23 protein-coding genes and 1 riboswitch are annotated in these 24,216 nt (G+C 64.3%); of the genes, 14 read left to right on the forward strand and 9 right to left on the reverse strand.

Translation table 11 applies throughout. From position 1 onward, the window contains the following. Positions 1-96: 96 nt before the first annotated feature. Positions 97-1,299, reverse strand: a complete 1,203-nt coding sequence (gene ftsY, locus ACX80T_RS13895; protein WP_019482930.1) for a signal recognition particle-docking protein FtsY — start codon at positions 1,297-1,299, stop codon at positions 97-99. Positions 1,300-1,363: 64 nt separating this feature from the next. On the opposite strand from ftsY, the gene ACX80T_RS13900 reads away from it, so the two are divergent. Continuing rightward, positions 1,364-2,632, forward strand: coding sequence for an MFS transporter (locus ACX80T_RS13900; RefSeq protein WP_019482931.1), 1,269 nt, complete (start codon positions 1,364-1,366; stop codon positions 2,630-2,632). On the opposite strand, the gene smc is transcribed toward ACX80T_RS13900, so the two are convergent. Next, positions 2,629-6,231, reverse strand: coding sequence for a chromosome segregation protein SMC (gene smc / locus ACX80T_RS13905; RefSeq protein ID WP_459304689.1), 3,603 nt, complete (start codon positions 6,229-6,231; stop codon positions 2,629-2,631). The two genes, ACX80T_RS13900 and smc, sit on opposite strands and share 4 nt — an antisense overlap. Positions 6,232-6,465: 234 nt before the next feature. Between smc and ACX80T_RS13910 the strand changes: the two genes are divergently transcribed. From ACX80T_RS13910 to ACX80T_RS13920, 3 genes are read left to right on the forward strand one after another with little or no spacing between them, the layout of a single operon-like run. Beyond that, the gene (locus tag ACX80T_RS13910; RefSeq protein WP_019482933.1) at positions 6,466-7,488 is read left to right on the forward strand and encodes a 3-oxoacyl-ACP synthase III; all 1,023 of its coding nucleotides are present in this window, start codon (positions 6,466-6,468) and stop codon (positions 7,486-7,488) included. Next, on the forward strand, positions 7,482-10,295 hold the full coding sequence (locus ACX80T_RS13915) for an alpha/beta fold hydrolase (protein ID WP_459304690.1): 2,814 nt from the start codon (positions 7,482-7,484) through the stop codon (positions 10,293-10,295). The genes ACX80T_RS13910 and ACX80T_RS13915 overlap by 7 nt, the downstream gene beginning before the upstream one ends. Then, positions 10,292-11,296, forward strand: a complete 1,005-nt coding sequence (locus ACX80T_RS13920) for an NAD-dependent epimerase/dehydratase family protein (protein ID WP_459304691.1) — start codon at positions 10,292-10,294, stop codon at positions 11,294-11,296. Before ACX80T_RS13915 ends, ACX80T_RS13920 begins: the two co-directional genes overlap by 4 nt. A 226-nt stretch (positions 11,297-11,522) precedes the next feature. On the opposite strand, the gene ACX80T_RS13925 is transcribed toward ACX80T_RS13920, so the two are convergent. Continuing rightward, a complete protein-coding gene (locus ACX80T_RS13925) occupies positions 11,523-12,419 on the reverse strand; it encodes a C40 family peptidase (RefSeq protein ID WP_459304692.1) in 897 nt (298 codons plus the stop codon). Between the two features lie 3 nt (positions 12,420-12,422). Further along, positions 12,423-12,599: riboswitch (cyclic di-AMP (ydaO/yuaA leader) on the reverse strand. Positions 12,600-12,773: 174 nt separating this feature from the next. Between ACX80T_RS13925 and ACX80T_RS13930 the strand changes: the two genes are divergently transcribed. Then, a complete protein-coding gene (locus tag ACX80T_RS13930; protein WP_459304693.1) occupies positions 12,774-13,016 on the forward strand; it encodes a hypothetical protein in 243 nt (80 codons plus the stop codon). A 404-nt stretch (positions 13,017-13,420) separates the two neighbouring features. On the opposite strand, the gene mutM is transcribed toward ACX80T_RS13930, so the two are convergent. From mutM to ACX80T_RS13950, 4 genes are all read right to left on the reverse strand, one after another. After that, the gene (gene mutM / locus ACX80T_RS13935; RefSeq protein WP_459304694.1) at positions 13,421-14,419 is read right to left on the reverse strand and encodes a bifunctional DNA-formamidopyrimidine glycosylase/DNA-(apurinic or apyrimidinic site) lyase; all 999 of its coding nucleotides are present in this window, start codon (positions 14,417-14,419) and stop codon (positions 13,421-13,423) included. An 8-nt stretch (positions 14,420-14,427) separates the two neighbouring features. Further along, entirely contained in the window at positions 14,428-15,216 is a 789-nt protein-coding gene (gene rnc / locus ACX80T_RS13940; RefSeq protein WP_459304695.1) for a ribonuclease III, read from the reverse strand. Positions 15,217-15,279: 63 nt separating this feature from the next. Continuing rightward, entirely contained in the window at positions 15,280-15,483 is a 204-nt protein-coding gene (rpmF, locus tag ACX80T_RS13945; RefSeq protein ID WP_024476178.1) for a 50S ribosomal protein L32, read from the reverse strand. Positions 15,484-15,485: 2 nt separating this feature from the next. Continuing rightward, positions 15,486-16,052, reverse strand: a complete 567-nt coding sequence (locus ACX80T_RS13950; protein ID WP_019482941.1) for a YceD family protein — start codon at positions 16,050-16,052, stop codon at positions 15,486-15,488. 271 nt (positions 16,053-16,323) lie between these two features. Here ACX80T_RS13950 and ACX80T_RS13955 point away from each other — a divergent pair, with 271 nt between their 5' ends. From ACX80T_RS13955 to ACX80T_RS13980, 6 genes are all read left to right on the forward strand, one after another. Then, positions 16,324-16,917, forward strand: a complete 594-nt coding sequence (locus ACX80T_RS13955; protein ID WP_459304696.1) for a YdcF family protein — start codon at positions 16,324-16,326, stop codon at positions 16,915-16,917. Positions 16,918-17,026: 109 nt separating this feature from the next. Further along, the gene (locus tag ACX80T_RS13960) at positions 17,027-17,371 is read left to right on the forward strand and encodes a DUF3140 domain-containing protein (RefSeq protein ID WP_019482943.1); all 345 of its coding nucleotides are present in this window, start codon (positions 17,027-17,029) and stop codon (positions 17,369-17,371) included. A gap of 51 nt (positions 17,372-17,422) precedes the next feature. Then, on the forward strand, positions 17,423-17,827 hold the full coding sequence (locus tag ACX80T_RS13965) for a TOBE domain-containing protein (protein WP_459304697.1): 405 nt from the start codon (positions 17,423-17,425) through the stop codon (positions 17,825-17,827). Position 17,828: 1 nt separating this feature from the next. Then, positions 17,829-18,608: a molybdate ABC transporter substrate-binding protein gene (gene modA / locus ACX80T_RS13970; protein WP_459304698.1), complete on the forward strand. Its 780-nt coding sequence runs from the start codon at positions 17,829-17,831 to the stop codon at positions 18,606-18,608. Continuing rightward, positions 18,605-19,516 (forward strand): ABC transporter permease, encoded by a 912-nt coding sequence (locus ACX80T_RS13975; RefSeq protein WP_459304699.1) that lies wholly within the window; start codon positions 18,605-18,607, stop codon positions 19,514-19,516. Before modA ends, ACX80T_RS13975 begins: the two co-directional genes overlap by 4 nt. Beyond that, the gene (locus ACX80T_RS13980; protein ID WP_459304700.1) at positions 19,513-20,550 is read left to right on the forward strand and encodes a sulfate/molybdate ABC transporter ATP-binding protein; all 1,038 of its coding nucleotides are present in this window, start codon (positions 19,513-19,515) and stop codon (positions 20,548-20,550) included. The genes ACX80T_RS13975 and ACX80T_RS13980 overlap by 4 nt, the downstream gene beginning before the upstream one ends. 3 nt (positions 20,551-20,553) lie before the next feature. Here ACX80T_RS13980 and ACX80T_RS13985 read toward each other — a convergent pair whose 3' ends face one another. After that, positions 20,554-20,862 (reverse strand): hypothetical protein, encoded by a 309-nt coding sequence (locus tag ACX80T_RS13985; RefSeq protein ID WP_459304701.1) that lies wholly within the window; start codon positions 20,860-20,862, stop codon positions 20,554-20,556. Positions 20,863-20,910: 48 nt separating this feature from the next. Next, the gene (gene coaD / locus ACX80T_RS13990; RefSeq protein ID WP_019482949.1) at positions 20,911-21,387 is read right to left on the reverse strand and encodes a pantetheine-phosphate adenylyltransferase; all 477 of its coding nucleotides are present in this window, start codon (positions 21,385-21,387) and stop codon (positions 20,911-20,913) included. Positions 21,388-21,465: 78 nt separating this feature from the next. On the opposite strand from coaD, the gene ACX80T_RS13995 reads away from it, so the two are divergent. From ACX80T_RS13995 to ACX80T_RS14005, 3 genes are all read left to right on the forward strand, one after another. Beyond that, positions 21,466-22,704 carry an aminotransferase class I/II-fold pyridoxal phosphate-dependent enzyme gene (locus tag ACX80T_RS13995; protein ID WP_459304702.1) on the forward strand — a complete coding sequence of 413 codons (1,239 nt, stop codon included), beginning with the start codon at positions 21,466-21,468 and terminating at the stop codon, positions 22,702-22,704. Then, positions 22,701-23,513 (forward strand): spermidine synthase, encoded by an 813-nt coding sequence (locus ACX80T_RS14000; protein ID WP_459304703.1) that lies wholly within the window; start codon positions 22,701-22,703, stop codon positions 23,511-23,513. Before ACX80T_RS13995 ends, ACX80T_RS14000 begins: the two co-directional genes overlap by 4 nt. 190 nt (positions 23,514-23,703) lie before the next feature. Next, complete coding sequence (locus ACX80T_RS14005; protein WP_019482952.1) at positions 23,704-23,994, forward strand: DUF1540 domain-containing protein; 291 nt, start codon at positions 23,704-23,706, stop codon at positions 23,992-23,994. The last annotated feature ends 222 nt before the right edge of the window (positions 23,995-24,216 follow it).

Raw genomic sequence — 24,216 nt, forward strand, 5'->3', positions numbered from 1 at the left:
CCTTGTTGTTTTCCCTCCTCCCTCCCTATCCCACCACGAAGGTTCCCCCCCCTCCGTTCTTTTGTGTTCCTCCGCTCTTTGGTTTGGCCGGGTGGGCTAGTTGAGGAGTGCGTCCACGAAGGTTTCGGCTTCGAAGAGCGCCAGATCGTCGGGGCCTTCGCCCAGGCCCACCAGCTTCACGGGGACTCCGAGGCTGCGCTGGATGGCGACCACGATGCCGCCCTTGGCGGTGCCGTCGAGCTTGGTGAGGACGATTCCCGTCACGTTTACCACCTCGGCGAATACCCGGGCCTGGTTCAGACCGTTCTGGCCGGTGGTGGCGTCGAGGACCAGCAGTACCTCGTCGACGGCGGCCAGCTTCTCAATGACCCGCTTGACCTTGCCGAGTTCGTCCATCAGGCCCACCTTGTTCTGGAGCCGCCCGGCGGTGTCGATCATCACTACGTCCACTTCACCGTCGATTCCGGCCTTGACGGCCTCGTACGCGACCGACGCCGGATCGGCGCCGTCGACGTCGGACCGCACGGTCGGCACGCCGACGCGCTGGCCCCAGGTGGCGAGCTGCTCGGCAGCGGCGGCCCGAAAGGTGTCGGCAGCGCCCAGGAGGACATCCTTGTCATCGGCGACCAGGACCCGTGCCAGTTTGCCCACGGTGGTCGTCTTGCCGACACCGTTAACGCCGACGACCAACACGACGGCCGGCCGGTCGGCGTGCCGGTGGGTAGCGAGGGAGCGGTCCATGGTGGGATCCACGAGCTTGATGAGCTCCTGGCGCAGCATGTCCTTGACCTCGGCGGGGCTGCGGCTTCCTGCCACCTTCACCCGGGCCCGGAGCGCGTCGACCAGTTCCATTGTCGGTTCGGTGCCCAGGTCGGCGAGCAGCAGGGTTTCCTCGATCTCGTCCCACACGTCTTCGTCAATGTTGTCGCGGGACAGCAGGGCGAGCAGGCCCTTGCCGAGCGCGTTGTTGGAGCGGACCAGGCGGGCGCGGAGGCGGGCCAGGCGGCCCTGTACCTCGTCGGGGGTCTCGACCGGAACCGTTTCGGTGCCGATGGTCGTCTCTTCGAGATCGCGCAGATCATCGGGTACGACGACGTCGGGCGCCGTGTCTGTCGGTTGCTCCAACGTGTCAGTGGAGGTTCCCGGGGTTCCACCGGTAACGCGGTCGTCGTCGTCACGGGTGGTGGTGTAGGTACCCGGGGGTGTTTTGCGTCCCTTCAGCAGCAGCACGGCAAGTGAGCCGATCACCGCGAGAGAAATGGCTACGTAAATTAGTATCTGGAGCGTCGTCTCGTTCACAGACCTAGCTTCTCATACGCCTCTGGCATGGCCCGAGGGAAACTGGTGAAAGACTACTCTCATCATGTTCAGCCTCAGACGCTCCCCCGCCGCCGGCGATTCCGCCGTCGCACCCGCAGAACGCATCAGAATCCCCGAGGAAATCTGGGTCCTGATTGCTGCGGCCTTCGTCATTGCCATCGGGTTCGGGCTGGTCGCACCGGTGCTGCCCCAGTTCGCCCAGAGCTTCGACCTGCCGCCGTTTGTCGCCCGTCTTGAGCTGGGGGTGACCGCGTCGGCCATCATTGTCAGCGCGTTTGCCTTCACCCGCCTCGTTTTTGCCCCTGCCGGCGGCAAACTCGTCGAACGCCTCGGTGAGCGTCCGGTCTACGTGTCGGGGCTGCTGATTGTGGCGCTGTCGACGGGTGCCTGCGCGTTTGCCGCCGATTACTGGCAGCTGCTGATCTTCCGGGGGCTTGGCGGTATCGGCTCGACCATGTTCACGGTGTCGGCGATGGGCCTGATCGTTCGATTGGCACCGCCGGGGTTGCGGGGCAGGGTTTCGGGTTCGTACGCGTCGGCTTTCCTGCTCGGCAGTATCTTCGGGCCGCTGATCGGCGGACTGTTGGCCGTGTTCGGCCTACGGGTGCCCTTCCTGGTCTACGCCGGTGCGTTGATCGTCGCGGCGACCGTGGTGTTCATCAAGCTGCGGGATTCAGCGCTTCGGGATAAAGCAGCCAATGCGACCCCACTGCCCGGCCTTTCGGTACGTGAAGCGCTCGGCGACTCTGCGTACCGGGCGGCACTCGCCTCCGGGTTCTCCAACGGCTGGTCCTCGTTCGGGGTCAGGATGGCCCTGGTTCCACTCTTTGTCGTTGCGGTCCTGGACGAAGGACCGGAAGCGGCGGGCATCGCGTTGACGTTTTTCGCCCTCGGCACCGCGCTGGCCCTGACCTTCTCCGGCAGGCTGGCCGACCGGCTGGGCCGTAAACCACTGGTTCTGACCGGGTTGGCTGTCAACGGACTGGCCATGGCGGGTCTCGGTTTCACCACCGATCTGGTGATGTTCCTCGCGGTCTCCGTTGTTGCCGGCCTCGGGGCTGGCCTGCTCAACCCGGCCCAGCAGGCAGTGATCGCTGATGTGATTGGCAACCAGCGCAGCGGCGGCAAGGTGCTCGCGGCGTTCCAGATGAGCGCCGACACCGGCGCCATCATCGGGCCAATCATCGCCGGCCTGATCGTCGACGCGCTGTCCTTCGGCTGGGCGTTCGCCCTCACCGGCGTGGTGGCGTTCGCGGCGTTCCTCATCTGGCTGGGCGCCCGCGAAACGCTCCCCGAAAAGACGAGCGCCTAGGCGTCCACCAGCCGCTGGCTGATGACCGTTGACACGCCGTCGCCCCTCATCGTCACGCCATACAGGGCGTCAGCGACCTCCATGGTCCGCTTCTGGTGGGTGATGATGATCAGCTGGCTGGATTCGCGGAGCTCCTCGAAGATGGTGAGCAACCGGCTGAGGTTGGTGTCGTCAAGGGCCGCCTCCACCTCATCCATCACGTAGAACGGCGACGGCCGGGCCTTGAAGATCGCGACAAGCAGTGCGACGGCGGTCAGCGAGCGCTCCCCACCCGACAGCAGCGAGAGGCGTTTGATGCGCTTACCCGCCGGACGTGCTTCAACCTCGATGCCGGTGGTGAGCATATTGTCCGGGTCGGTGAGGACCAGCCGTCCCTCCCCGCCGGGAAACAGCCGCCCAAACACGCGCTCGAACTGCACAGCCGTGTCCTGATAGGCGGCGGTGAAGACCTGTTCCACCCGTTCGTCGACCTCGCGGATGATGTCGAGGAGGTCCTTGCGGGTTGCCTTGAGGTCTTCCAGCTGGGTGCTGAGGAACTGGTGGCGTTCCTCCAGTGCGGCAAATTCCTCGAGTGCCAGCGGGTTGACCCGGCCCAGGGACGCGAGATCCTTCTCGGCCCGTTTGAGCCGTTTCTCCTGCTCCTGGCGGACGAAGGGAATCCCGGCGGGGATCGGATTGCCCTCCTCATCCACTGGCGCCCTCAGCTCCGCCCATTTGTCGGCTGCAGCAACGGCTACCGGGACCGGCAGGTGGGGACCGTATTCGGCGATCAGGTGATCCGAGGTGAGGCCGAGTTCATCAATCGCACGGTTCTCAAGGGTTTCGATCCGGGCACGCTGCTGGGCGCGGGCCAGTTCGTCGCGATGCACCGAGTCAGTCAGCTCGCCGAGCTCGGTGATCAGGCGATCATTGCTGGTTCGGACGTCGGTCAGCTCGGCGTCCCACTGTGCGCGGGCCTCTTCAGCGGCGTCGCGGTAGTGCGCGGCCCGCTCCACCGAGACGTCAAGGTACCCGAGTGCGGTGTGCACCGCCTGTCCGACGGCGGCAGCCCTGGCTGCCTGCAGACGCCGGATCCGTGCACGTTCGGCGGCCTGGACGCGTGCCTGCCGTTCGGCGACGGCTGCGCGCTCCAGGGACAGGGCACGGTTGGCGATCGCGCGGAGCTGTTCTTCCGAACTGCGCAACGACAGGCGTGCTTCCATCTCGGCCTGCCGCGCCTGCGCCGCGCCGAGCGCCAGCAGGTCCCGGTGTTCGGTGGACGGTTCGCTCTCTTCCGGTGCGTCCTGGGCAGCGGCGAGCCGTTCGGTGACTTCCTGCAGCCGCTCCTGTTCGGCGCCGAGGTTGGAGGCGGCAGCGTCGGCCAGGCGGGTCAGCCGGTCGGTTTCGCCGGCCGCGGACCGTACCACTGACCCGAGTTGACCCAGCTTCTCGGCGACTGCTGCGAGTCGGGCATCGGAATCATGCAACTGTTCCAGGGCCTGATCGGCTGTCTTTTGGGCGTCGTTCAGCCGTCCGGTGGTAGCTGCTATCTCAAACCGTGCACGTTCCATCCGGTTGGCGGCGGCCTCGAGCCGGACCGTCGTTTCGTCAACCGCCGCCTGAACCTCCAGCACGCCCGGTTCGGCTGCGGACCCGCCGCTGACCGACGCGACGGTGACCACGTGCCCGTCCCTGGTGATGGCCGTCAGGTGTGGCTGGGCCTGCACCAGCTCGAAGGCGTCGTCAATCCCCTGGACCACAACCCTTCCCTGGAGCAGATGGGTTACCACGGCGCCTACCTGGCTGTCGCAGGTCACCAGGTCACTGGCAGGGGTCGCACCATCGGGTAGCGGATCCAGCTCTGGGGGGCGGACTGTGGGCGGCGTGCTGCCCACCGCTGCGTCGGCGACCAGCAGGGTCACCTGGCCGGCGTCGTCCTCCAGCACCCGGCGCAACACACGATCGGCGACTGTCAGGTCCCCGACGGCGACGGCGTCGGCTGCTGAACCGAGCGCGGCAGCGATAGCGCTCTCGTATCCTGGGGCGACCGTCAGGAGGTCGGTGACGGCCGCGAGGACGCCCTCAAGGCCAGCATCGAGCACCGCCTGGCTGCCGTCCCGGCGCTGCAGTCCGGTCATCAGCGCCTCCAGCCTGGCCTGCAGGGACTCCCGTTCGCGGTCGGCTGCCCGTTCCGCGCCGGTCAGGTCCTCAAGTTCCTGCTGGACCGTCTCCAGTGCACGGGTGGCAGCCTCGTACTGTTCGTCAAGGTTCTCTTCGCCCTCCTCGGCCCCGGCCACCTGGACCTCGAGTGCCGCGAACTCCTGCTGGGCGGCTGCCCGGCGGACGTCGACGTCGCCCACCGACGCGCGGAGCCGGCCCAGCTCCGCTTCGGCCGATTCCACCCTCGACCGGGCGGCGGATACCTGGCCGATCAGCTTCGCCAGGCCTTCACGCCGGTCGGCGGCGGCGCGGAGCAGCCCGGTCAGCCGTCTGTCCTCGACTGCCGCCGAATCCTCGGCATCGGCGCGCAATTCGATGGCTGTTTCCAGCGCTTCGGCGCGTTCGGCAACGTGGTCCCGCAACGCGGCTTCCTCGGCCCTGACACGGGCGGCCTGCTGATCCAGTTCGTCGGGGGTCCTGCCGCCGGCCCGGGAGACGCCGTCGTCGTCGCCGGCTCCCAACAGCCGCCGACGCTCCTCGGCGAGACTGCCCAACGACCTGAACCGTTCGCGGGTGTTGGCCAGCTGGTACCAGGTGTCGCGGGCGGCGTTCAGCCGCGGTGTCGCGTCGGCGGAGAACCGTTCCAGATCGGCTTGCCGCGCCCGGCCGGTTGCCAGAAGTTTTTCGACGTCGGCGCGGCGTTCCTTGAGCGCTGTCTCGTCAGCGACGTCACGTTCGAAGGAGTTCATCAGCTGGACCAGATCGTCGGCCATGAGCCGCGCCCTGGCATCCCTGACATCAAACTGGACGGTCTTGGCGCGGCGGGCGACGTCGGCCTGTTTGCCCAGCGGCGTCAGCTGGCGGCGGATTTCACCGGTCAGGTCGGTCAGCCGGGTGAGGTTGGCTTGCATGGCATCGAGTTTGCGCACCGTCTTTTCCCGCCGGCGACGGTGCTTGAGGATCCCTGCAGCCTCCTCGATGAAACCGCGGCGGTCCTCGGGGGTGGCATGTAGCACCTTGTCCAGCTGGCCCTGCCCCACGATCACGTGCATTTCGCGGCCGAGCCCCGAATCGGAGAGTAGCTCCTGGATGTCGAGGAGCCTGCAGGTGTCACCGTTAATGGCGTATTCGGATCCGCCGGTGCGGAACAGGGTGCGGGAAATGGTGACTTCGGCGTACTCGATGGGCAGGGCGCCGTCGGCGTTGTCAATGGTCAGGGAGACCTGCGCACGGCCGAGGGGCGGCCGGCCCGAGGTTCCGGCGAAAATGACGTCTTCCATTTTGCCGCCGCGAAGCGTTTTGGCTCCCTGTTCGCCCATCACCCAGGCCAGGGCGTCCACCACATTGGATTTGCCCGACCCATTGGGTCCGACCACCGCGGTGACGCCTGGCTCGAAGTCGAACGTCGTCGCGGATGCGAAGGACTTGAAGCCGCGCACGGTTAGACTTTTCAGATGCACAGTGTCTTAGGTCTCCAGAAGATGGTGGTTTTCCCTAATCTACTGGGTTAACGGGCCGTTTTGCAGCATTGCGAGGGTTCACGCACCGCGTAATGCTGCCCGAACGCCGCCTGTTGCAGCTTCACCAAGTAGGCTTTATAACGAATCGTTAGATTCGTTTGTGCGTCCGAGCGCCCTAGAGGCCATCCAGCGCAGGTAACCGAGGCGCACTGACTAGTCGACAAGGCAGGAAATTTGACCGGCAATTTCAACTTCCGACACCACAACACCGCGCTACTTGGCGTAGAGAGTGTTGAGGCTCCGGTCATCGTAACCTCCAATGAGTTCGACCGGGTATTAGCTCCGGCGCTGAAGCGCCTTCGTCTCTCCAACGGCCTGCTCCAGCGGGTGGCCGGAATCACCGAACGCCGATGGTGGGCTCCAGGCACCAAGTTCGACGACGCCGCCATCGAGGCAGGAGCCAAAGCGTTGGCTTCCTCGGGGATCGAAGCGTCGCAGATCGGGCTGCTGATCAACACCTCGGTGACCCGGACCAACCTGGAACCGTCGGTGGCAGTGAAAATCCACAACAACCTGGGGTTGCCCTCGTCGGCGATGAACTTCGACGTCGCCAACGCCTGCCTGGGTTTCGTCAACGGCATCACCCTGGCAGCGAACATGATCGAAGCCGGACAGATCCAGTACGCCATGGTGGTCAACGGTGAAGATTCCCAGGCCACCCAGGAAGCCACGCTGCGCAGGCTCAACCAGCCGGACGCCACCAGGGCCAGCTTCCTGCAGGAGTTTGCCACCCTCACCCTCGGGTCGGGCGCTGCGGCTGCGGTGCTGGGTCCTGCCGATGCGCACCCCGGCGCCCACCGTGTGCTGGGCGGAGTGGCGCGGGCCGGCACCGAACACCACGAATTGTGTATCGGCGGGATGGACGGCATGTACACCGATGCTCAGGGGTTACTCGACGGCGGCCTCGAACTGGTTGTCGATGCCTGGAAGGAAGCCCAGCAGGAATGGGACTGGACGTCGATGGACCGCTACATCACCCATCAGGTGAGCAGCACCCACACGAACGCCATTGTTGAGGCCATTGATCTGGATCCTTCACGGGTACCGATGACCTTCCAGAAATGGGGCAATGTGGGTCCGGCGTCGCTGCCGATGACCCTGGCCGCTGAAGCCCAGACGCTGACCTCGGGTGACCGGGTGCTGTGCATGGGTGTTGGTTCCGGGTTGAACACCGCGATGCTGGAGATTGCGTGGTAGCACTTCCCGGCGTCGACCCCTCGTGGCCGGCCTACCGAGACGTCCCCTCGACCGCTGCCGTGGATCCGGCAGGCACCACCAACAGCTGGCATTACCTGGATAACGGATCGCAGCTTTTGGAGCCGCCCAGGGGCACGCTGCTCTGTGTGCATGGCAACCCCACCTGGTCGTATCTGTGGAGGTCTGTGCTCGCTGCCGGCGTTGAGCACGGCTGGCGAGTGATCGCCGTCGACCAGTTGAACATGGGTTTGTCGGAGCGGACCGGCCGCTTTCGTCGGCTCGCCGACCGTGTGGATGACCTGAATGATTTTGTTGAGTCGATTGGGCTGACCGGGCCGGTCATCACGGTCGGTCATGACTGGGGTGGCGTGGTGAGCCTCGGGTTCGCCGACCGGCGCAGGGACCTGCTGTCCGGTGTTGTGCTCACCAATACCGCAATTCATCAAGACCCCGATCGCCAGATTCCTGCGCCGCTGCGGCTGGCGCTGCATCCGATGGTGCACCGTTGGGGGACCAGGGACACGTCGGCGTTCCTTGATGTCACCCATTCGCTGGCGCGTCCGTCGCTGCCCAAGGAAGTGCGGAAGGCGTTCCTGCTGCCGTACCGCGGTGGTGCCAGGCGTCAGGGGATCGCTGATTTTGTCGCGGATATTCCTGCGCGCCCGTCGCATCCGAGTTATCCGGCGCTTCGGTCCATCGCGGAGGGCATTCGCACCCTTGAGGTGCCTGCCCTGATGCTGTGGGGTCCCGAAGATCCGATTTTCTCCGACACCTACCTCAACGATCTGGCGGAGCGACTCCCCCAGGCCGATATTCACCGGTTCGAGGGAGCCAGCCATCTGGTCGGCGAGGATCGGGACATTGCGACGCCCCTGTTCGGGTGGCTCAATGGAGCCCGGACCCCAGGCGCAGCATCCCCAGGCGCAGCATCCCCAGGCGCAGCATCCCCAGGCGCAGCGTCCCCTGTGGCAGCGCCCCCAGAGGCAGCGCCCCCAGGCGCAGCGTCCCCGGATCAGGAACCAGCTCAAGCCAGCATGTTCCGCCCGCTGGAACACGAGCTGATTCAGCGCGCCAACGGCCCCCACGCGGACCAGTTGGCTGTTGCCGACATGGGCGCCGACGGCCAGATTGAGCGGTCGCTGTCCTGGCAAGGCCTTGAGCGTGAAGTGCAGACCCTCACCGCAGCTCTGCGGCAGATCGGCGTGCGACGCGGCAGCCGGATCAGCCTGATGGTTCCGCCCGGAGTCGAACTCACTGTGCTCCTGTATGCCTGCTTGCGGATCGGCGCCGTGATTATCGTCGCCGACGCCGGCCTGGGGAGAAAGGGCCTTAGCAAGGCCGTTCGTGGCACGGTCCCCGATTTCCTGATCGGCATCGACCTGGCGCTCACCGCCGCGAAGCTTTTCAACTGGCCGGGTCGCCGGATCAGTGTTGCGACGTTGCCGGCCGCGAAACGGAAGCTCCTCGGGGTGCAGCATTCGCTCGCCGAACTCCGCGCGGCCAGCGGAGATGGGACGTCTACCGAGACCGACGATGCTGGACTGGATCCTGCCGGTCTCGACCCCGATCGTCCCAATCCTGCCGGACTCGATCCCGATGGTCTTGATCCTGCCGGTCTCGATCCCGACGGCCTCGATCCCGATGCCGACGCGGCCATCCTCTTCACCTCGGGTTCCACCGGCCCGGCCAAGGGGGTCGTCTACACCCATCGGCGGCTCGCAGCGATGCGGGACACCCTGGCCCAGACCTTCAACATTCGACCCGGCGACGGGCTGGTGGCAGGGTTCGCGCCGTTCGCGTTGCTGGGTCCAGCCCTGGGGACGACGTCAATCACTCCCGACATGGACGTCACCAAACCGAAAACCCTATCCGCGGCGGCTCTTGCAGACGCCGTCGCCGCCATCCATGCGACCACCGTGTTTGCGTCTCCAGCGGCCCTTCGAAACATTCTCGCCACCCAGCCAGAACTCACTGACCAGCACCGGGCGGCATTGGCCGGTGTTTCACTGCTGCTCTCGGCCGGGGCTCCCGTGCCGTCACGGTTGCTGACCGAGCTGCTGGGTATCCTTCCCGGGGCATCGCTGCACACGCCCTACGGCATGACCGAAGCGTTACCCGTGACCGACGTCGACCTCGGGTTGATCCTCTCGGCCGAAGCCGATGCAGCAGCCGGGAATGTGGTTGGCGCTGGGAACGGCGTCTGTGTGGGCAGAGCTGTCTCGGGCGCAGAGATCACCGTTAGTCCCCTCAACCAGGAGGGTACCGCCGACGGCGACCCCACCACCGATGCCGGTATCACTGGGGAAATCCTCGTCCACGCTCCCCACGTCAAAGAGCGTTACCACCGGTTGTGGATGACTCAGCGTGAGAGCTCTCGCAGCGGCGGCTGGCACCGCACCGGAGATGTGGGCCATTTCGACGGCGACGGCAGGCTCTGGGTCGAGGGCAGACTCCCCCACATCGTGACTGCGTCGACGGGTGTTGTGACCCCGGTCGGGGTGGAACAGGTGCTGGAATCGGTCGACGTCGTCGGGCTGGCCGCGGTGGTTGGTGTTGGTCCGGCAGGCACCCAGGCGGTCGTTGCAGTGGTTGAGACCATTCCCCCGGTCAAGAAGCCTGGCCTGGCCGGAGCTGAGCTGGCGGCTCAGGCACGGAATGCGGCCCGGTCCGTCGGCGTGGAGTTGTCGGCAGTGTTGGCGGTCCCGTCGTTGCCCACCGACATCAGGCACAACGCGAAGATTGACCGGACAGCGGTTGCGGTGTGGGCTGCCGGGGTGCTCGCCGGCGGCCGGGTCGGCAAGCTGTGAGGGTTCTCGTCACCGGTGCCAGCGGGATGCTGGGCCGGGTTACTGCCGCGCTCCTCCAGGCGCAGGGTCACGCGGTCAGGACGTTTCAGCGGCGCCCATCCGGTCTGGCTGGCGTTGAAGACAGCCTTGGATCGATCACCGACCAGACGGCAATCCACCGCGCTGTGCAGGGCATGGATGCGGTGGTGCACCTCGCGGCGAAGGTTTCCTTCGCGGGTGCTGCGGCTGACTTCGAGGCAATCAATGTGGAGGGCACCCGTGTCCTGCTCGAAGAGTCGCGCGCGGCCGGTGTGCGCGACTTCGTCTTCATTTCCTCGCCGTCGGTGGCGCACGTGGGTGAGGCACTCGTGGGTCAAGGTGCCACTGAGGCCACTCCGGCTCTGGTGCGCGGCAATTACGCGCAGACCAAGGCTAAAGCCGAACTGCTCGCGTTGGACGCCAACAGCGAAGGTTTCAGGGTGGCAGCGGTCCGTCCCCACATTGTGTGGGGTCCCGGTGACACGCAGCTGGTTGAACGGGTGCTGGAGCGTGCGCGTGCCGGGCGCCTGCCGTTCCTTGACGCCGGCACCGCCCTGGTCGACACCACCTACGTGGATAACGCCGCCGCAGCGATCGGCGCAGCCTTGAGCGGCATGGATCGGTTGGCTGGACAAGCTGTGGTGGTCACCAGTGGTGAGCCCCGCCCGATCGGTGAATTGATCGCCGGAATCTGCCGGGCCGGAGGGGTTCAGCCGCCGCGGTGGGCCGTTCCTGGCGGTGTGGCACGGGTCGCGGGATCCCTGGTGGAATTCCTCTGGCAGCGCGGCGGGATCGAGAGTGAACCGCCGATGACCCGTTTCCTTGCGGAGCAACTATCGACTGCACACTGGTTTGATCAGCGCAGGACCCGCGAGTTGCTCGATTGGACGCCTACGGTGTCAGTGGATGAAGGTCTGGCCCGCCTGGCACAGCATTACCAGGGGAACCAGCATTACCAGGGGAACCAGGCTTCCCTCTCCTAGCGATCCATCGGAGCGTGGAGACGTCCCTGACTGTCAGTTCGTCCCCAGGTGAGCTGGCTCGGTGGTGGCACGCAGTTTTCCGTTGTCGTATCTTGACCCGTCGGTTGCCTCGGTGTCATTGGCTTGCCCTATCGGGGACCAAAGCGTCCGGAAAGCACGAATGCGCCACCGGATTTCTCCGATGACGCATTCGGGTGCTGACAACCGTACCGCTGACGCGGAGGGTTTAGAGGGTGTAGTACCCAACCAGTGGCATGGCGCTGACCGCGTGGACCAGGGTGCCCTGGCTCGGGTTCAGTGCGCTGACCATCTGGCCGCCACCGATGTAGATGCCGATGTGTCCGCCGCCGTTCTGGACGACAAGGTCGCCGGGCTGAGGGTTGCTGGTGGGGGTCAGCGCGCCCATCTGTGCCTGGCTGGTGCGGGGCAGGTCGATGCCGTGCTGAGCGTAGACCCACTGCACGAAGCCCGAGCAGTCCCAGCCGCCTGGCGAGGTGCCGCCGTAGACGTAGGGGGAGCCAACGAGGCCCTGTGCTGTTCCGGCGATCCCTGCGCTGGAAACCTGTCCGCCGGTGGATGCTGCTCCCATTGGCTGGATGGTCTCGGAAGCGGTGGTAATGCCCAGGGTGCTGGTTTCGGCAGGCGCCGGAGCGGCTGCTGGTGCAGCAACTGGGGCGGGAGCAGCAGCCGGAGCTGGTGCTGCAGCCGGTGCTGGTGCTGATACCTGAGTGGCCTGGCCGGCGTTGCCGGACAGTGAGATGACGTCACCTGGGTAGATGATCGAATCCCAGCCGAGACCGTTCGAGGCGAAGATGGCCTCGATGCTGACGCCGTAGGTGCTGGCGATGCTGCCCAGAGTATCTCCGGACTGAACGGTGTGAGTGGTGGAGCTGGCGGCGGTCGTCTGGGCAACTGGTGCGGAGACGGCGGCCGGGGCGCTGACGTTGACTTCGCCTGCAGCGTTGGCTGGGAGTCCGGCGCTGAACATCAGACCTGATGCGGCGACGACTACAGCTGCTGGACGACCGATGGCGCCAGCGTGAGAGCTAACTGCCTTGGAAACGGTCTGCATGGCGCTTGGTGGGGTTGCACGGTGGCGCGCGATATAACGGTTCTTGGACATGATGTTGCCTCTCCCAATGCCTGCGAAGTTAGCTGTCGGATTCGGATGGGAGCCACCCGGGCGCTGTGCGCCTTCACCCCTAGGTCGTCTGGCGACGACCACTACTACTGGTTCCCCCGCTTCTGCCTGATGTGTGCGAACGGACCTTACGACGGCGGCAGAATTAGGCAATCTGTCGAAAGGACGCTGAGTTGAACGGAACCCAACGTGCGGTCCACTGTACATTTCCTGGTCCGGGTTTGTCACATTTAGGTTACGGCGGCAGTATGCTGTTGGATGTCCCAGGTCGGGGCGCGGGTCCGACCGTGGAGGGCTGAGGCAATCCAACACGACCTGCAGGAATTCCGCCGGGGCGTGAACGAGCATCGAATAGGTGACACGGAGAATCCGTGCTCGACCGGTGGTGAGCAGGTTCCATCGGCGGCGGTCTTCGGCGAATTCGGCGGGACCACTGTGATGGTTGCGTCCGCCGGGTTCGATGCCCAGCTGTCCTTCGACGAACAGATCAAGCCGTCCCACACCCTTGATGTACACCTGTGTTTGGACGCTGAGTCCTGCGCGGCGCAGGTGGGTGACGCTCACATGGAGCCACGATGATGGACGCAGCACCCAGAGGTTTGGTTGCGTTGCGGCACTGATCCAGGCCAGTTCAGCTTTGGCACACGATGCAGTGAGCAGACTCCCAGTGATGCCGGGTAGCGCAAAGACTCCTGGCCCGGGGTTTACCACCTCACCCTTTGCGAGGGCCGCGCGGAGGTGACCAGATCCCAGACCGGCGCGGGTGAGTTCCCTACGGCGTGCCACGCCGCCTAGTTCTTGCAGTGTCTTGACCGTGTCCATGCCCAATGGTCGCCCTCTTTGGGGGTGTCAGTGCGGCGTCACCCGTTCTATGTGGGTAAGTCTCCTTGGTGGAGCGGGAGTGGGACTGGGGCTAGTGGGCAACGTGGCACAGGTGAGGTGCGAGGGAGTGCTGAACCAAGGATCCCGGCTGCAGGGATGCGCTACCAGCGGCCGTTGCGGGGCTTCGGCTGACACCGCGGGCAGCTGAACGACGAACGGTTCATAAACATCTCGCGGCGGATCAGCGAAAGGCCGTCAAAGAACGGGTCGGCGGCGCAGCGGGTACAAGGTTCGCCCTCGCGGCCATAGGCGTTGAGGGAACGTTCAAAGTAACCGGAGCTGCCATTGACATTCACATAGAGCGAGTCAAAGCTGGTGCCGCCAGCGTCGAGCGCCCGCAGCATCACATCACGGCAGGCATCAATCAGCCGTAGGGCATCGGCCCGGCGCATGACATCCGTGGGGCGGGCATAGTGGACTTTGGCTGCCCACAGCGCTTCGTCGGCGTAGATGTTGCCGATTCCCGATACCAGTCCCTGGTCCAGTAGCGCTCGTTTAATTCCGGTCCTGCGTCGCCGGAGCTTTGCGAAGAAGTCATCGAAGGAGAATGCCGGATCCAGCGGATCGCGGGCTATATGGGAGGCCTCAACCGGGATCAGCGGCAGTGGACTCTCCCCCAGCCCACCCGGATGGCCGTCTGTGGTCGACACCATCGACGTCACAAAGAGGCCGCCGAAAATGCGCTGATCAACAAACCGAAGCTCCTGCGGCAGGGGTCCGGCATCAGGATCGTCGACAGCCGACAGGGTGAGCCTGACCCGCAAGTGCTTTTCCTCGGGCAAGCCTGCGTCTTTGACCAGCAGCTGGCCGCTCATGCCCAAGTGAGCCATCAGGGCCACTGGCGCGACACCACTCGTGCCACCACTCGTGGCAGTCCCACCAGCCTCGGCCGGAGGTGCCAACGGCATCCACAGGAACTTTCCCCGCCGCACCACGTCCAGCACCCGGGCTCCCACCAGATTGCCGGCGAAGTCTTCGGCGCCCAGCCCGTGCCGGCGGATGGAGCGGACATCAAGGATGTCGACGTCGTCAATGGTTCGTCCCAACACCCAGCGGGCGAGGCCGCGACGCACCACCTCAACCTCGGGAAGTTCAGGCATGGTACGGCTTAGGCTGACTCGGCCGAACCGGGGGCGGCAGTCACGTCAGAAGCATCAGCAGGGCCAGTGCCATTGGCCGGGGTCGACACCGAGTAAGCGGCCGATTTGGGTTCGTGGGCGAGGTGCCGGAGCATCTTCCACGACGCGGCGGCTGCCTCCTGCTCGGCTTCCTTCTTGGAGGGGCCCGACCCGGAGCCATACGGCAGTCCGCCGACGATGAGGAGGGCTTCGAAGGTGCGTGCGTGGTCGGGGCCGGAGCCGGTGACCTTGTAGTCAATGGCGCCGAGCCGGCGTGCCGCGGCGATTTCCTGGATGCTGGTTTTCCAGTCGGTGCCGGCGCCCATCGCTGCAGCACTGCCAAGCAGCGGCGCGACAAGCCGCATCACCATGGCCCGGGCAACTTCAATACCGTTGTCCAGGTAGGTAGCGCCAATAATGGCCTCCATCGTGTCAGCGAGGATCGAGGCCTTGTTCTTGCCGTTGGTCAGCTTCTCCCCCTGGCCCAGCAGCACATACTCGCCGAGGTCCAGTTCGCGGGCAATCCCGGCCAGGGCACGGGTGCTGACGACGGCGGAGCGTCGTTTGGCGAGATCGCCCTCTGACAGGTCGGGGTTATCCCGGTACAGCGCATCGGTGACCGCAAGTCCCAGCACCGAGTCGCCCAGGAACTCCAGGCGCTCGTTGGTGGGGATGCCCCCGTGCTCGTAGGCGAACGAGCGGTGTGTCAGGGCAAGACGAAGCGTCCCGGCGTCTATAGAGACACCGAGACGCTTCAAAAGGTCTTCAGTATTAGCCACGTCTACTTACGCATTCGCATAAGAACGCTGCGGGTCCCCCGTTGCCGGGGTACGCAGCGGTCGTTAGACGTCGGCTACTTTGCGTCCCTTGTACTCAAGGAACAGTGCAGTGCCGGCGGAGTCGGTTACTACCTTGGCCTGGTGAGCCAGGCTGTAGGTAACGCGGCCGTTCTCCACGGTCTTCACCAGTTTGGGCGCAGTTGCCTTCCACTGGGACCGACGTGCACGGGTATTCGAGCGGGACATTTTCCGCTTAGGAACAGCCACGACTAACTCTCTTCTCTCTCGACAGACTCTGTACTTGCTGCCGCGTCGCTTGACGCTGCAGTGCCAGTCAACCCGGAAAGGGCGGACCAGCGGGGATCCAAAATTTCGTGCTGATGATCGGGGTCATCTGCAAGGCGTGCTCCACATTCAGAACACAGACCCTCGCAGTCCTCCCGGCACACCGGCTGGAACGGCAGCGACGTTACCACTGCGTCCCGAAGCACCGGCTCAAGATCAATTGAATCCCGATCTACCCGGTGCTCTTCAACAGGTTCTTCTCCCTCGGACAACTCGACGTCGTCGTAGTAGAAAAGCTCCTGCACATCGATGCTGCTGCTGTACCTGATGGGATCCAGGCACCGGCCGCATTCGCCCACGATCTCGACGTCTGCGGTACCAGATACCAAAATGCCTTCATGTACTGCCTCAAGTCTCAGATCCAGTTCCACGGGGGAACCTTCCTGAACACCGATGAGAACCACACCGAAATCCTTTGGTGCGGGTACATGTTCTTCGATTGTTCGCATGCTGCCCGGGCTGCGCCCGAGGTCCTTGACGTTGAAAATCAAAGGCGAACTAAGATCGCTTTTAATGGGAACTCCTGTAGAACATATGACCGACGTATCATCTTAGCCTGATAAGCCCGCCCGGCTCAAACCAGTTCCTGCGGACCCGGTATGCGGCTATTGCCGACGACGACGGCGAGTGCCGCTCATGCCCCACCTCACCACGGATTGGGGGCAGAGCCAAACGCGCCACGCTGGTAGGCCCCAGGCCATCCGGCGCTCCGGCGGGGTCTGGTCCCCCACCTCCCCCACCCCGGCACGTAGGCTGTGTCCAGTGAAGATTCCCCCAGCCACCAGTGCCGTGTGGCTGTGGCTGCGGCGATCGCTGGCTGTCCTGGTGACCCTCGCCGGCGTCTGGCTGCTCGCCTGCTACTCACTCTTCATCAACCCTCCGGTCTTCGACGCTGCCCACGTGGCAAGCGTTGAGGCAGACGCTGTGGTGGTGTTGGGTGGCGCCAGTTCGGAGCGGCTCCCCGTGGGGCAGGAGCTTGTCGCAGCCGGCCACTCATCCATCCTGGTGATGTCCACTACCAGCACCCCGGGAAACGTCGACGCCGACAAGTTGTGCCGGCGCCCGGCCCACGAGTCGCGGGTGTGCTTTGAGCCTGATCCCCAGACCACCCGGGGGGAGGCTCGTGCCCTGGCCCGGCTAGCCGCCGATCGGGGCTGGGACACGCTGATCGTGGTGACGTCGGACTATCACTCCCTTCGGGCCTTCACCAACCTCAGCCAGTGCTCCACGGCGGACCTTCTCATGGTGCCCTCCGAGCCGGACCATGGCTTCCTCGAATGGCTGCCCCGCTTCGTCGAGGAGAGCGCCGCCCTCACCGCGAGCTATGTGCGGCCGGTGTGCGCCAACCGCATCTGACAGCCTCCCGTACCATGGTGCGTTCACCGCATTGGTCAGTATGCTTAGCGCTATCAGGGCCCGCCGATGGAGTGCGGCCTCACCTACTGCCTGAGGGGTAGCGCCACCGATGAGCGATTCCGAAAAGTCACTGGATTCAATCTGGTCCGACTGGAAACAGGCTGTCACCATGAATGCTTCCACCCTGGAGCGGTGGCTCGAAACCGATGAGTCCAAAGCGGTCGGTCAGAAGGGTGACGGCGGGGAATCAGTGGGTCATGCATCCGGTCGGCGGATTGTGAAGATGCTGCGGACCAATAAAGCGGATCTGAGCGAATCTGATGTCGAACACATGCACAAAGTCGTGGGCTACATCCACCGGCATCTGGCGCAGAAGCCCTCAGCTGACCTGGAAAACTCCCGGTGGCGGTACTCGCTGATGAACTGGGGGCATGACCCACTCGAGCAGGACTAGGGCTCTCGAAGACCCCTACATTGCCGCATCTGCTGCGATAGAGTGTGTTTTATGGCGCAGATACGCATTAAAGATGCCGCTCACTATCTTGGGGTCAGCAGCGATACAGTGCGCCGCTGGGTGGAGGATGGCACCCTGACCGGGGAAAAGTCGGAGACTGGCATCACCACAGTCGATGGGTTGGAACTTGCGCACCTGGCCCGTGAGCGGGCGGTCCTCCCGGACGATCCTTCGGGGATGGACAGTTCCGCCCGCAACCGATTTGTGGGACTGGTAACCCGGGTGGTGACGGACAAGGTGATGGCTCAGGTGGAGCTGCAGTGCGGACCGCATCGGGTGGTGTCGCTGATGAGCGCCGAAGCCGTGCGTGATCTGGCGTTGGAGCCCGGCTCGGTGGCTGTCGCCGTAGTGAAGTCGACAACCGTGATTGTCGAAACCCCCGGCCGGAAAGCCTGACGTGCAGACCAAACCTGAGTTGCGAACCGGAGGACGACGTCGTCTCCTGGCTGCGTCGTCGGTGGCAGTTCTTGCGCTGACGGCCTGCGGCGCCCCCGGCGATTCAGCGGAAAAAACGTTGACCGTCTTTGCTGCGGCATCCCTGCAATCGTCGTTCACCACGCTCGCCGAAGACTTTGAAGCGGCGAATCCGGGGATGGAGGTGACCCTGAGTTTCGCCGGTTCCTCGGATTTGGCCACTCAGCTCTCCGCCGGCGCCCCAGCCGACGTGTTTGCCGCAGCGGACACCGCCACCATGGACCGTCTGGTCCAGCAGGGCCTGATCGACGGAACTCCGGTGGATTTCGCGTCCAACACCCTTGTGATCGCTGTTCCACCGGGCAATCCGGCAGACGTGGCGGATTTCGGCGATCTGGCGGATCCGACCACGAAGGTTGTCCTCTGCGCCCCGCAGGTGCCCTGTGGGGCGGCGGCTGCCCAGGCGCAGCAAGCGGCAGGCATCACGGTGAATGCGGTCAGCGAGGAATCCTCGGTCACCGATGTGCTGGGCAAGGTGCGCTCCGGCCAGGCCGACGCGGGGCTCGTCTACGTCACCGATGTGCTGGCAGCAGGAGACGCGGTGGAGGGCATCGACTTCGACGAATCCGACCAGGCGGTGACCACCTATCCGCTGGCGGCCATGACGGCTGGCAACGTCGACGCCGCCCGCGGCTTCCTCGACCTGGTGGCCGGGCCCGCAGGCCGGCAGTTGCTTGCTGACGCCGGTTTCGGTGCACCATGAGCAACCCGAGAGCCAGCACCCCGGACCCCACCCCAAATCCCACCCCGGCCCCCACCCGGGCCCCCACCCGGGGCCGATCCTGGGGCCGATCCCGGCGCCCGCCTTCCCGGCGTCGGTCGATCCAGCACGGCATTCCGCGGTGGGTGTTTCTGGTTGCCGGCGTCGGTGCACTGTTTGTCATGTTGCCGCTGACGGCGATGATTTCGCAGGTGAACTGGGCGGAGTTTTTCTCCCTCATCACGTCTGAATCCTCGGTGGCAGCGCTGGGCCTGAGCCTGCGCACCTCAGCAATCAGCACCGTGTTGTGCGTAATCTTTGGGGTGCCGATGGCTCTGGTGTTGGCCCGCACCGACTTTCCCGGCCAAAAGCTGCTGCGTGCCCTGGTGCTGTTGCCGCTGGTGCTGCCACCGGTGGTTGGCGGCATCGCCTTGCTCTACACCTTTGGCCGCCAGGGTCTGCTGGGGAACAGCCTCCAGGTCCTGGGGATCGACATTGCGTTCTCAACCACCGCCGTCGTGATTGCCCAGACGTTTGTGGCGTTGCCGTTCCTGGTGCTCAGCCTCGAGGGTGCGATCAGGTCGGCGGGCAACCGGTACGAAGCGGTGGCAGCAACCCTTGGGGCACGCCCGGGAACGGTGTTGCGGCGAATCACTCTGCCCCTGGTGCTGCCAGGGCTGATCTCGGGGATGGTGCTGTCCTTCGCCCGTGCGCTGGGCGAGTTCGGCGCCACACTGACCTTTGCCGGCAGTCTGGAGGGCGTCACCCGCACCCTCCCGCTCGAGATCTACCTGCAGCGGGAAACTGACCCTGATGCCGCCGTCGCGCTGTCACTGGTACTGGTGGTGGTCGCGGTGCTGGTGGTGGGGCTGGCGCATCGGTCGCGCGCGCCCGGCGGAGGTGCGCTATGAGTCTGCTGGCCGATGTGCAGGTGGCGTCGCGCGGGCTGGATGTGCAGCTCACGGTGGGGCAAGGCGAAACGGTGGCCATCCTGGGCCCCAACGGTGCCGGTAAATCGACGCTGCTTGCCGTGCTTGCTGGATTGCTGCGTCCCGACGGCGGCAGCGCCACCCTGGGTGACACCGTCCTGTTCGGCGGCCATACCTGGCTGCCGCCGTACGACAGGGGCGTCTCGCTGCTGGCGCAGGAGCCGCTGCTGTTTCCGCATCTCAGCGTGCTGGACAATGTGGCCTTCGGGCCGCGTAGCCGGGGCGAGGGCAGGGCTGCCGCCAGGGCCGAAGCGCTCCGGTGGCTTCGGGAGGTGGAGGCGGAGGAGTTCGCTGACCGTCGGCCGTCGGAGCTGTCCGGCGGACAGTCGCAACGGGTGGCGGTTGCCAGGGCGCTGGCCACCCATCCTCAGCTTTTGCTCCTTGACGAACCGATGGCTGCGCTGGACATTGCTGTGACACCGGCAATGAGGCGGACGTTGCGACGGGTCCTGACCGGTCGCAGCGCGATTATCGTCACCCACAATGTGCTTGATGCGCTGATGCTTGCCGATCGCACGATCATTGTGCAGGCCGGCGAGGTGGTCGAGATGGGTCCAACGCGTGAGGTCCTTGAACGTCCTCGAAGTGCTTTTGGCGCCGGGCTGGCTGGGCTGAATCTGGTGACCGGAACCAGTGTCAAGGGTGGTTTGGCCACCGTGGACGGGTTGCGACTATCCGCCCTTGCCGAGCAACCGTTGGCGGAAGGCCAGGAGGCGGCAGCGGTGTTCAGCCCTCGTGCGGTGTCGGTGTTTGTCAGTGCGCCGTCAGGCAGTCCACGCAACGTGTTGCCGGTGACGGTCAGTGACCTGGATCAACGCGGCGAGCTGGTGGGTGTCCGGGCCGGTCATCTCAGCGCCGACATTACGGCCGCGGCTGCGGCGGATCTCGACCTGGTGCCCGGCATGCGGGTGTTCTTTGTGGTCAAGTCCACCGAGATTGCGCTGTACGCGAGGTAGCCGCTACTGCTGGGAGTCGCCGTCCGTCGGCTTAGCTGCGTCGTCCGTCGGCTCAGTTGCGTCGTCGGACGTGCCGTCTGCGTCGTGCGGCGTGCCGTCGTCGGACGTGCCGTCTTCGTCGCGCTCGTCGAGTTCCTCGTCGAGCTCTTCCTTGCGGAATTCGGTCTCGGGGTGTGGCTGGCCCTCGTCGACATACTCCTCGTCGATCTGACGGTGGACTTTGCTGTTCAGCACTTCCACTTCACCGTCGGCCAGGTCGTCAAGGTCCTCCGGGAACGGATCTTCGGGTGCGAGTCGGGTCTTGTCGTTCATCAGGCCAGACTACTTCATCGGCCCAGATTCGTCCGATTAATTGGGACCCTACGATGAGGGCCGTTTGAGCCTTTTCAGCACACCCTTGGGAACGAACGGCGAGATGTCTCCGCCGAGTGAATCGACCTCTTTCAAGAGCGACGACGAAAGATGGGTGTAGCTGTTTTCGGCCGGGATGAAGACGGTTTCGACGCCGGTGAGTTGGCGGTTCATGGTGGCCATGGGCAGTTCATAGTCGAAGTCCTGGCTGGACCGCAGACCCTTGACGATGAGGTTGGCGCCATGTGAGCGGCAAAAGTCAGCCAGCAGACCTTCGCTCATGGGCAGGACTGACACGCCCCGGAGGTACTGGAGGGTTTCGCGGACGCTCTCGAGGCGTTCATCCAGGTCGAACCGGTATTTTTTGGCTGGGTTGTTGGACACCGCTACGATCACCTCATCAAAAAGGCTTGCGGCTCGGGCGATGACCTCCACGTGACCGTTGTGGATGGGGTCAAAGGATCCGGGGCAGACTGCGCGACGCATGGTTCGAATCTACAGTGAAGTGCGCTGCGGTACACCCGGCCGCGGCGGTGCGGCGTCATAACCGCAATACTTGAGTGCATGAGTTCAACTACTTCTTCACTGGTTACCGGCACCGCCACAACCCCTACGCCATGGCAACGGACGGCGTCGGGCGCCAATCTGTTGGCCTCCGATGGGCGTCTCGGTGTCACGATCTTCGAGGAAATCACCATGTTGGCGATGCAGCACGGTGCCATCAACCTGGGGCAGGGTTTTCCTGATGAGGATGGTCCGGCTGAGATTCTTGAGGCTGCCCGTGCTGCCATTGCGGCTGGCGCCAACCAGTATGCGCCGGGGCAGGGACTGCCGGTGCTGCGGGAAGCCATCGCTGCCCATCAGGAGCGGTTCTATGGGCTGACCCCCGATCCCGGCACCGAGATTATCGTCAGCACCGGCGCAACCGAGGGCATTGCGTCAACAGTTTTGGCACTTGCCGGACCCGGTGATGAGGTGCTCACCTTTGAACCGTTCTATGACTCGTATGGCGCGACGATCGGCCTCAGTGGCGCCACCCACACCACTGTTCCGTTGTCGGCTCCCGATTTTCAGCCCGATCTGGACGCACTCGAGCGGGCCGTCAACGCCAATACCCGGATTATTCTGCTCAACAATCCGCATAATCCCACGGGCACCGTGTTTACGCGCGAGGTGTTGCAGAAGATCGTCGATCTTGCGGTGAAGCACAACTCGGTGATCGTGACCGACGAGGTGTATGAACACCTCACCTTCGGCGTCAGGCATGTGCCAATTGCGTCGTTGCCTGGCGCTGCGGACCGCACGCTCACCATTTCCTCGGCAGGGAAGACGTTCTCGGTCACCGGCTGGAAAATTGGGTGGATCAGTGGGCCGCGGGAACTCATTTCGGCGGTCCGCACGGTAAAGACCTTTCTGACCTACAGCTCCGGGACTCCATTCCAGAGCGCCGTTGCACACGGTTTGGGTCTCAACGACAGCTTCTTCGAGACGACCGCAGCAACGCTGCAGCGTAAGCGGGACATTCTCAGTGCCGGTCTCGAGGCTGCCGGATTCGATGTCTTCACACCCCAGGGCACGTACTTCGTGAACGTCGACGCAGCGCCGCTGGGAATTTCGGATGCCACCGCGTTGGCTCGGCGGTTGCCCGAACTGCTGGGGGTTGCGGCTATTCCGGTGGCTGTCTTTTGCCATCCCGACGGCGCCGCACGGACCAGTTCGTTGCTCCGGTTTGCGTTTTGCAAGAAGACCGAGGTGCTCGAAGAAGCAGCTGACCGTCTGTCGACGTTGCGGTCGCGGCTGTGAAGGGTGTTGAACTGGGCGCCGACGAGGATGGTGCTGTGCCCACCCTTCATTTGGCCGACATTGGCCAGCTAGCCGAAATTGATGAAGACGCGTTCACCGAGGGCGCTTACATTCTCAGTATTGGCGGTGCCCAACAATCGCATGTTGATCTGGGGAACCCCGGTCACGTTTTCTACGAGTATCTGCGGCGTATTGCGAATGTCCTGGATATTTTCAAGCCTGCCGGTGAGCCAATTCGGGTGTTGCATCTCGGTGCTGGCGCGTTGACGTTGGCTCGCTATGTCCAAACGACGAGGCCGGGCTCTGAGCAGGTTGCGGTCGAACTGGAACGGGAGTTGTTGGACTTTGTGCTGGAGCATCTGCCGCTGCCTGAAGGCACCCGGTGTTCCCTGCTGATCGAGGATGCCCGGGCGGCGCTCGACAGGTTTGAGCCAGGCTCGTTTGATGCAGTGGTGCTCGACGTGTTTGCCGGCGATGATGCTCCAGTCCATCTCACCGATCAGGCGTTTTATCAGGCGTTGACCTCGCTGGCGGCTCCGGGCGGAGTTGTTCTCGTCAATGTTGGGGACGATCCGCCGCTGACGTTTGCGCGTGCCCAGGTTCGTCGGTTACAGGAGGCGGCCGACGACGTCGCGGTGCTGGCTGATGCGGGAATGATCGGAGGGCAACTGGCTGGGAATATCGTGCTGGTGGGAACCGATTCGGTGTGGCCAGCCGAGTGGTCGGCTCCGCTGGTAGCGGCGGGTCCGCATCCAGGTGTTGTGGTGACCGGTTCCGAACTTGTTGCATTCTCCTCGGTACCGCACTAACCCCAGAGCAGGCAATATCCTATTCACCCGACCTCAATACGAAAGCAATAAATACGCTAATTTAATGTGCGCTATAGAATTGCTTTTATCGGCTGTTTTTTCATTCATTCAGCAGTACCGTTGGTGCATAGACCACGTGTCATGGGGTGTTGATCCTGTGCCACCGCTGATTGCTACAAATGGAGGAACCATGACTACCGAAGTTGCGAGTGTTTCAGAGTGCAGTGTTGATTCCTGCTCTTTCAATCACGACGGCTGTACTGCCTACGCGATCACTGTCGGTGGTAGCCGCGATCATGCATCGTGTTCGACGTTCATCGACACGTCGGCGACCGGTGGTTTGCCGATGGTGTTGGCTCACGTCGGTGCTTGTCAGCGCACCGAATGCACGTTCAACGACCACTTGATGTGCGGCAAGACCAATGTGACCATTGGCCACGGCGCTGACACTGCTGATTGCCTGTCCTACCAACCGCAGTAGGACCTCGTTCCAAGTTTCACAGCGTCTCTCCAAGTTTCACAGCGTCACAGACCCGGTTGTCCACTAGGACGGCCGGGTTTGTGCATGAGCGGGGGCGGTTCCAGCAGACATCCTTCGGACCGTTCCGGTCGCCGTCGGGCGCGGATGAGAGTTCTCTCATCAGGGGCTCACGAACGTCTCATAGGTGACTGACTAGATAGAGAACCTGCGGCAGTTCCATCA

The sequence above is a fragment of the Arthrobacter sp. Sr33 genome (genome assembly GCF_054511195.1).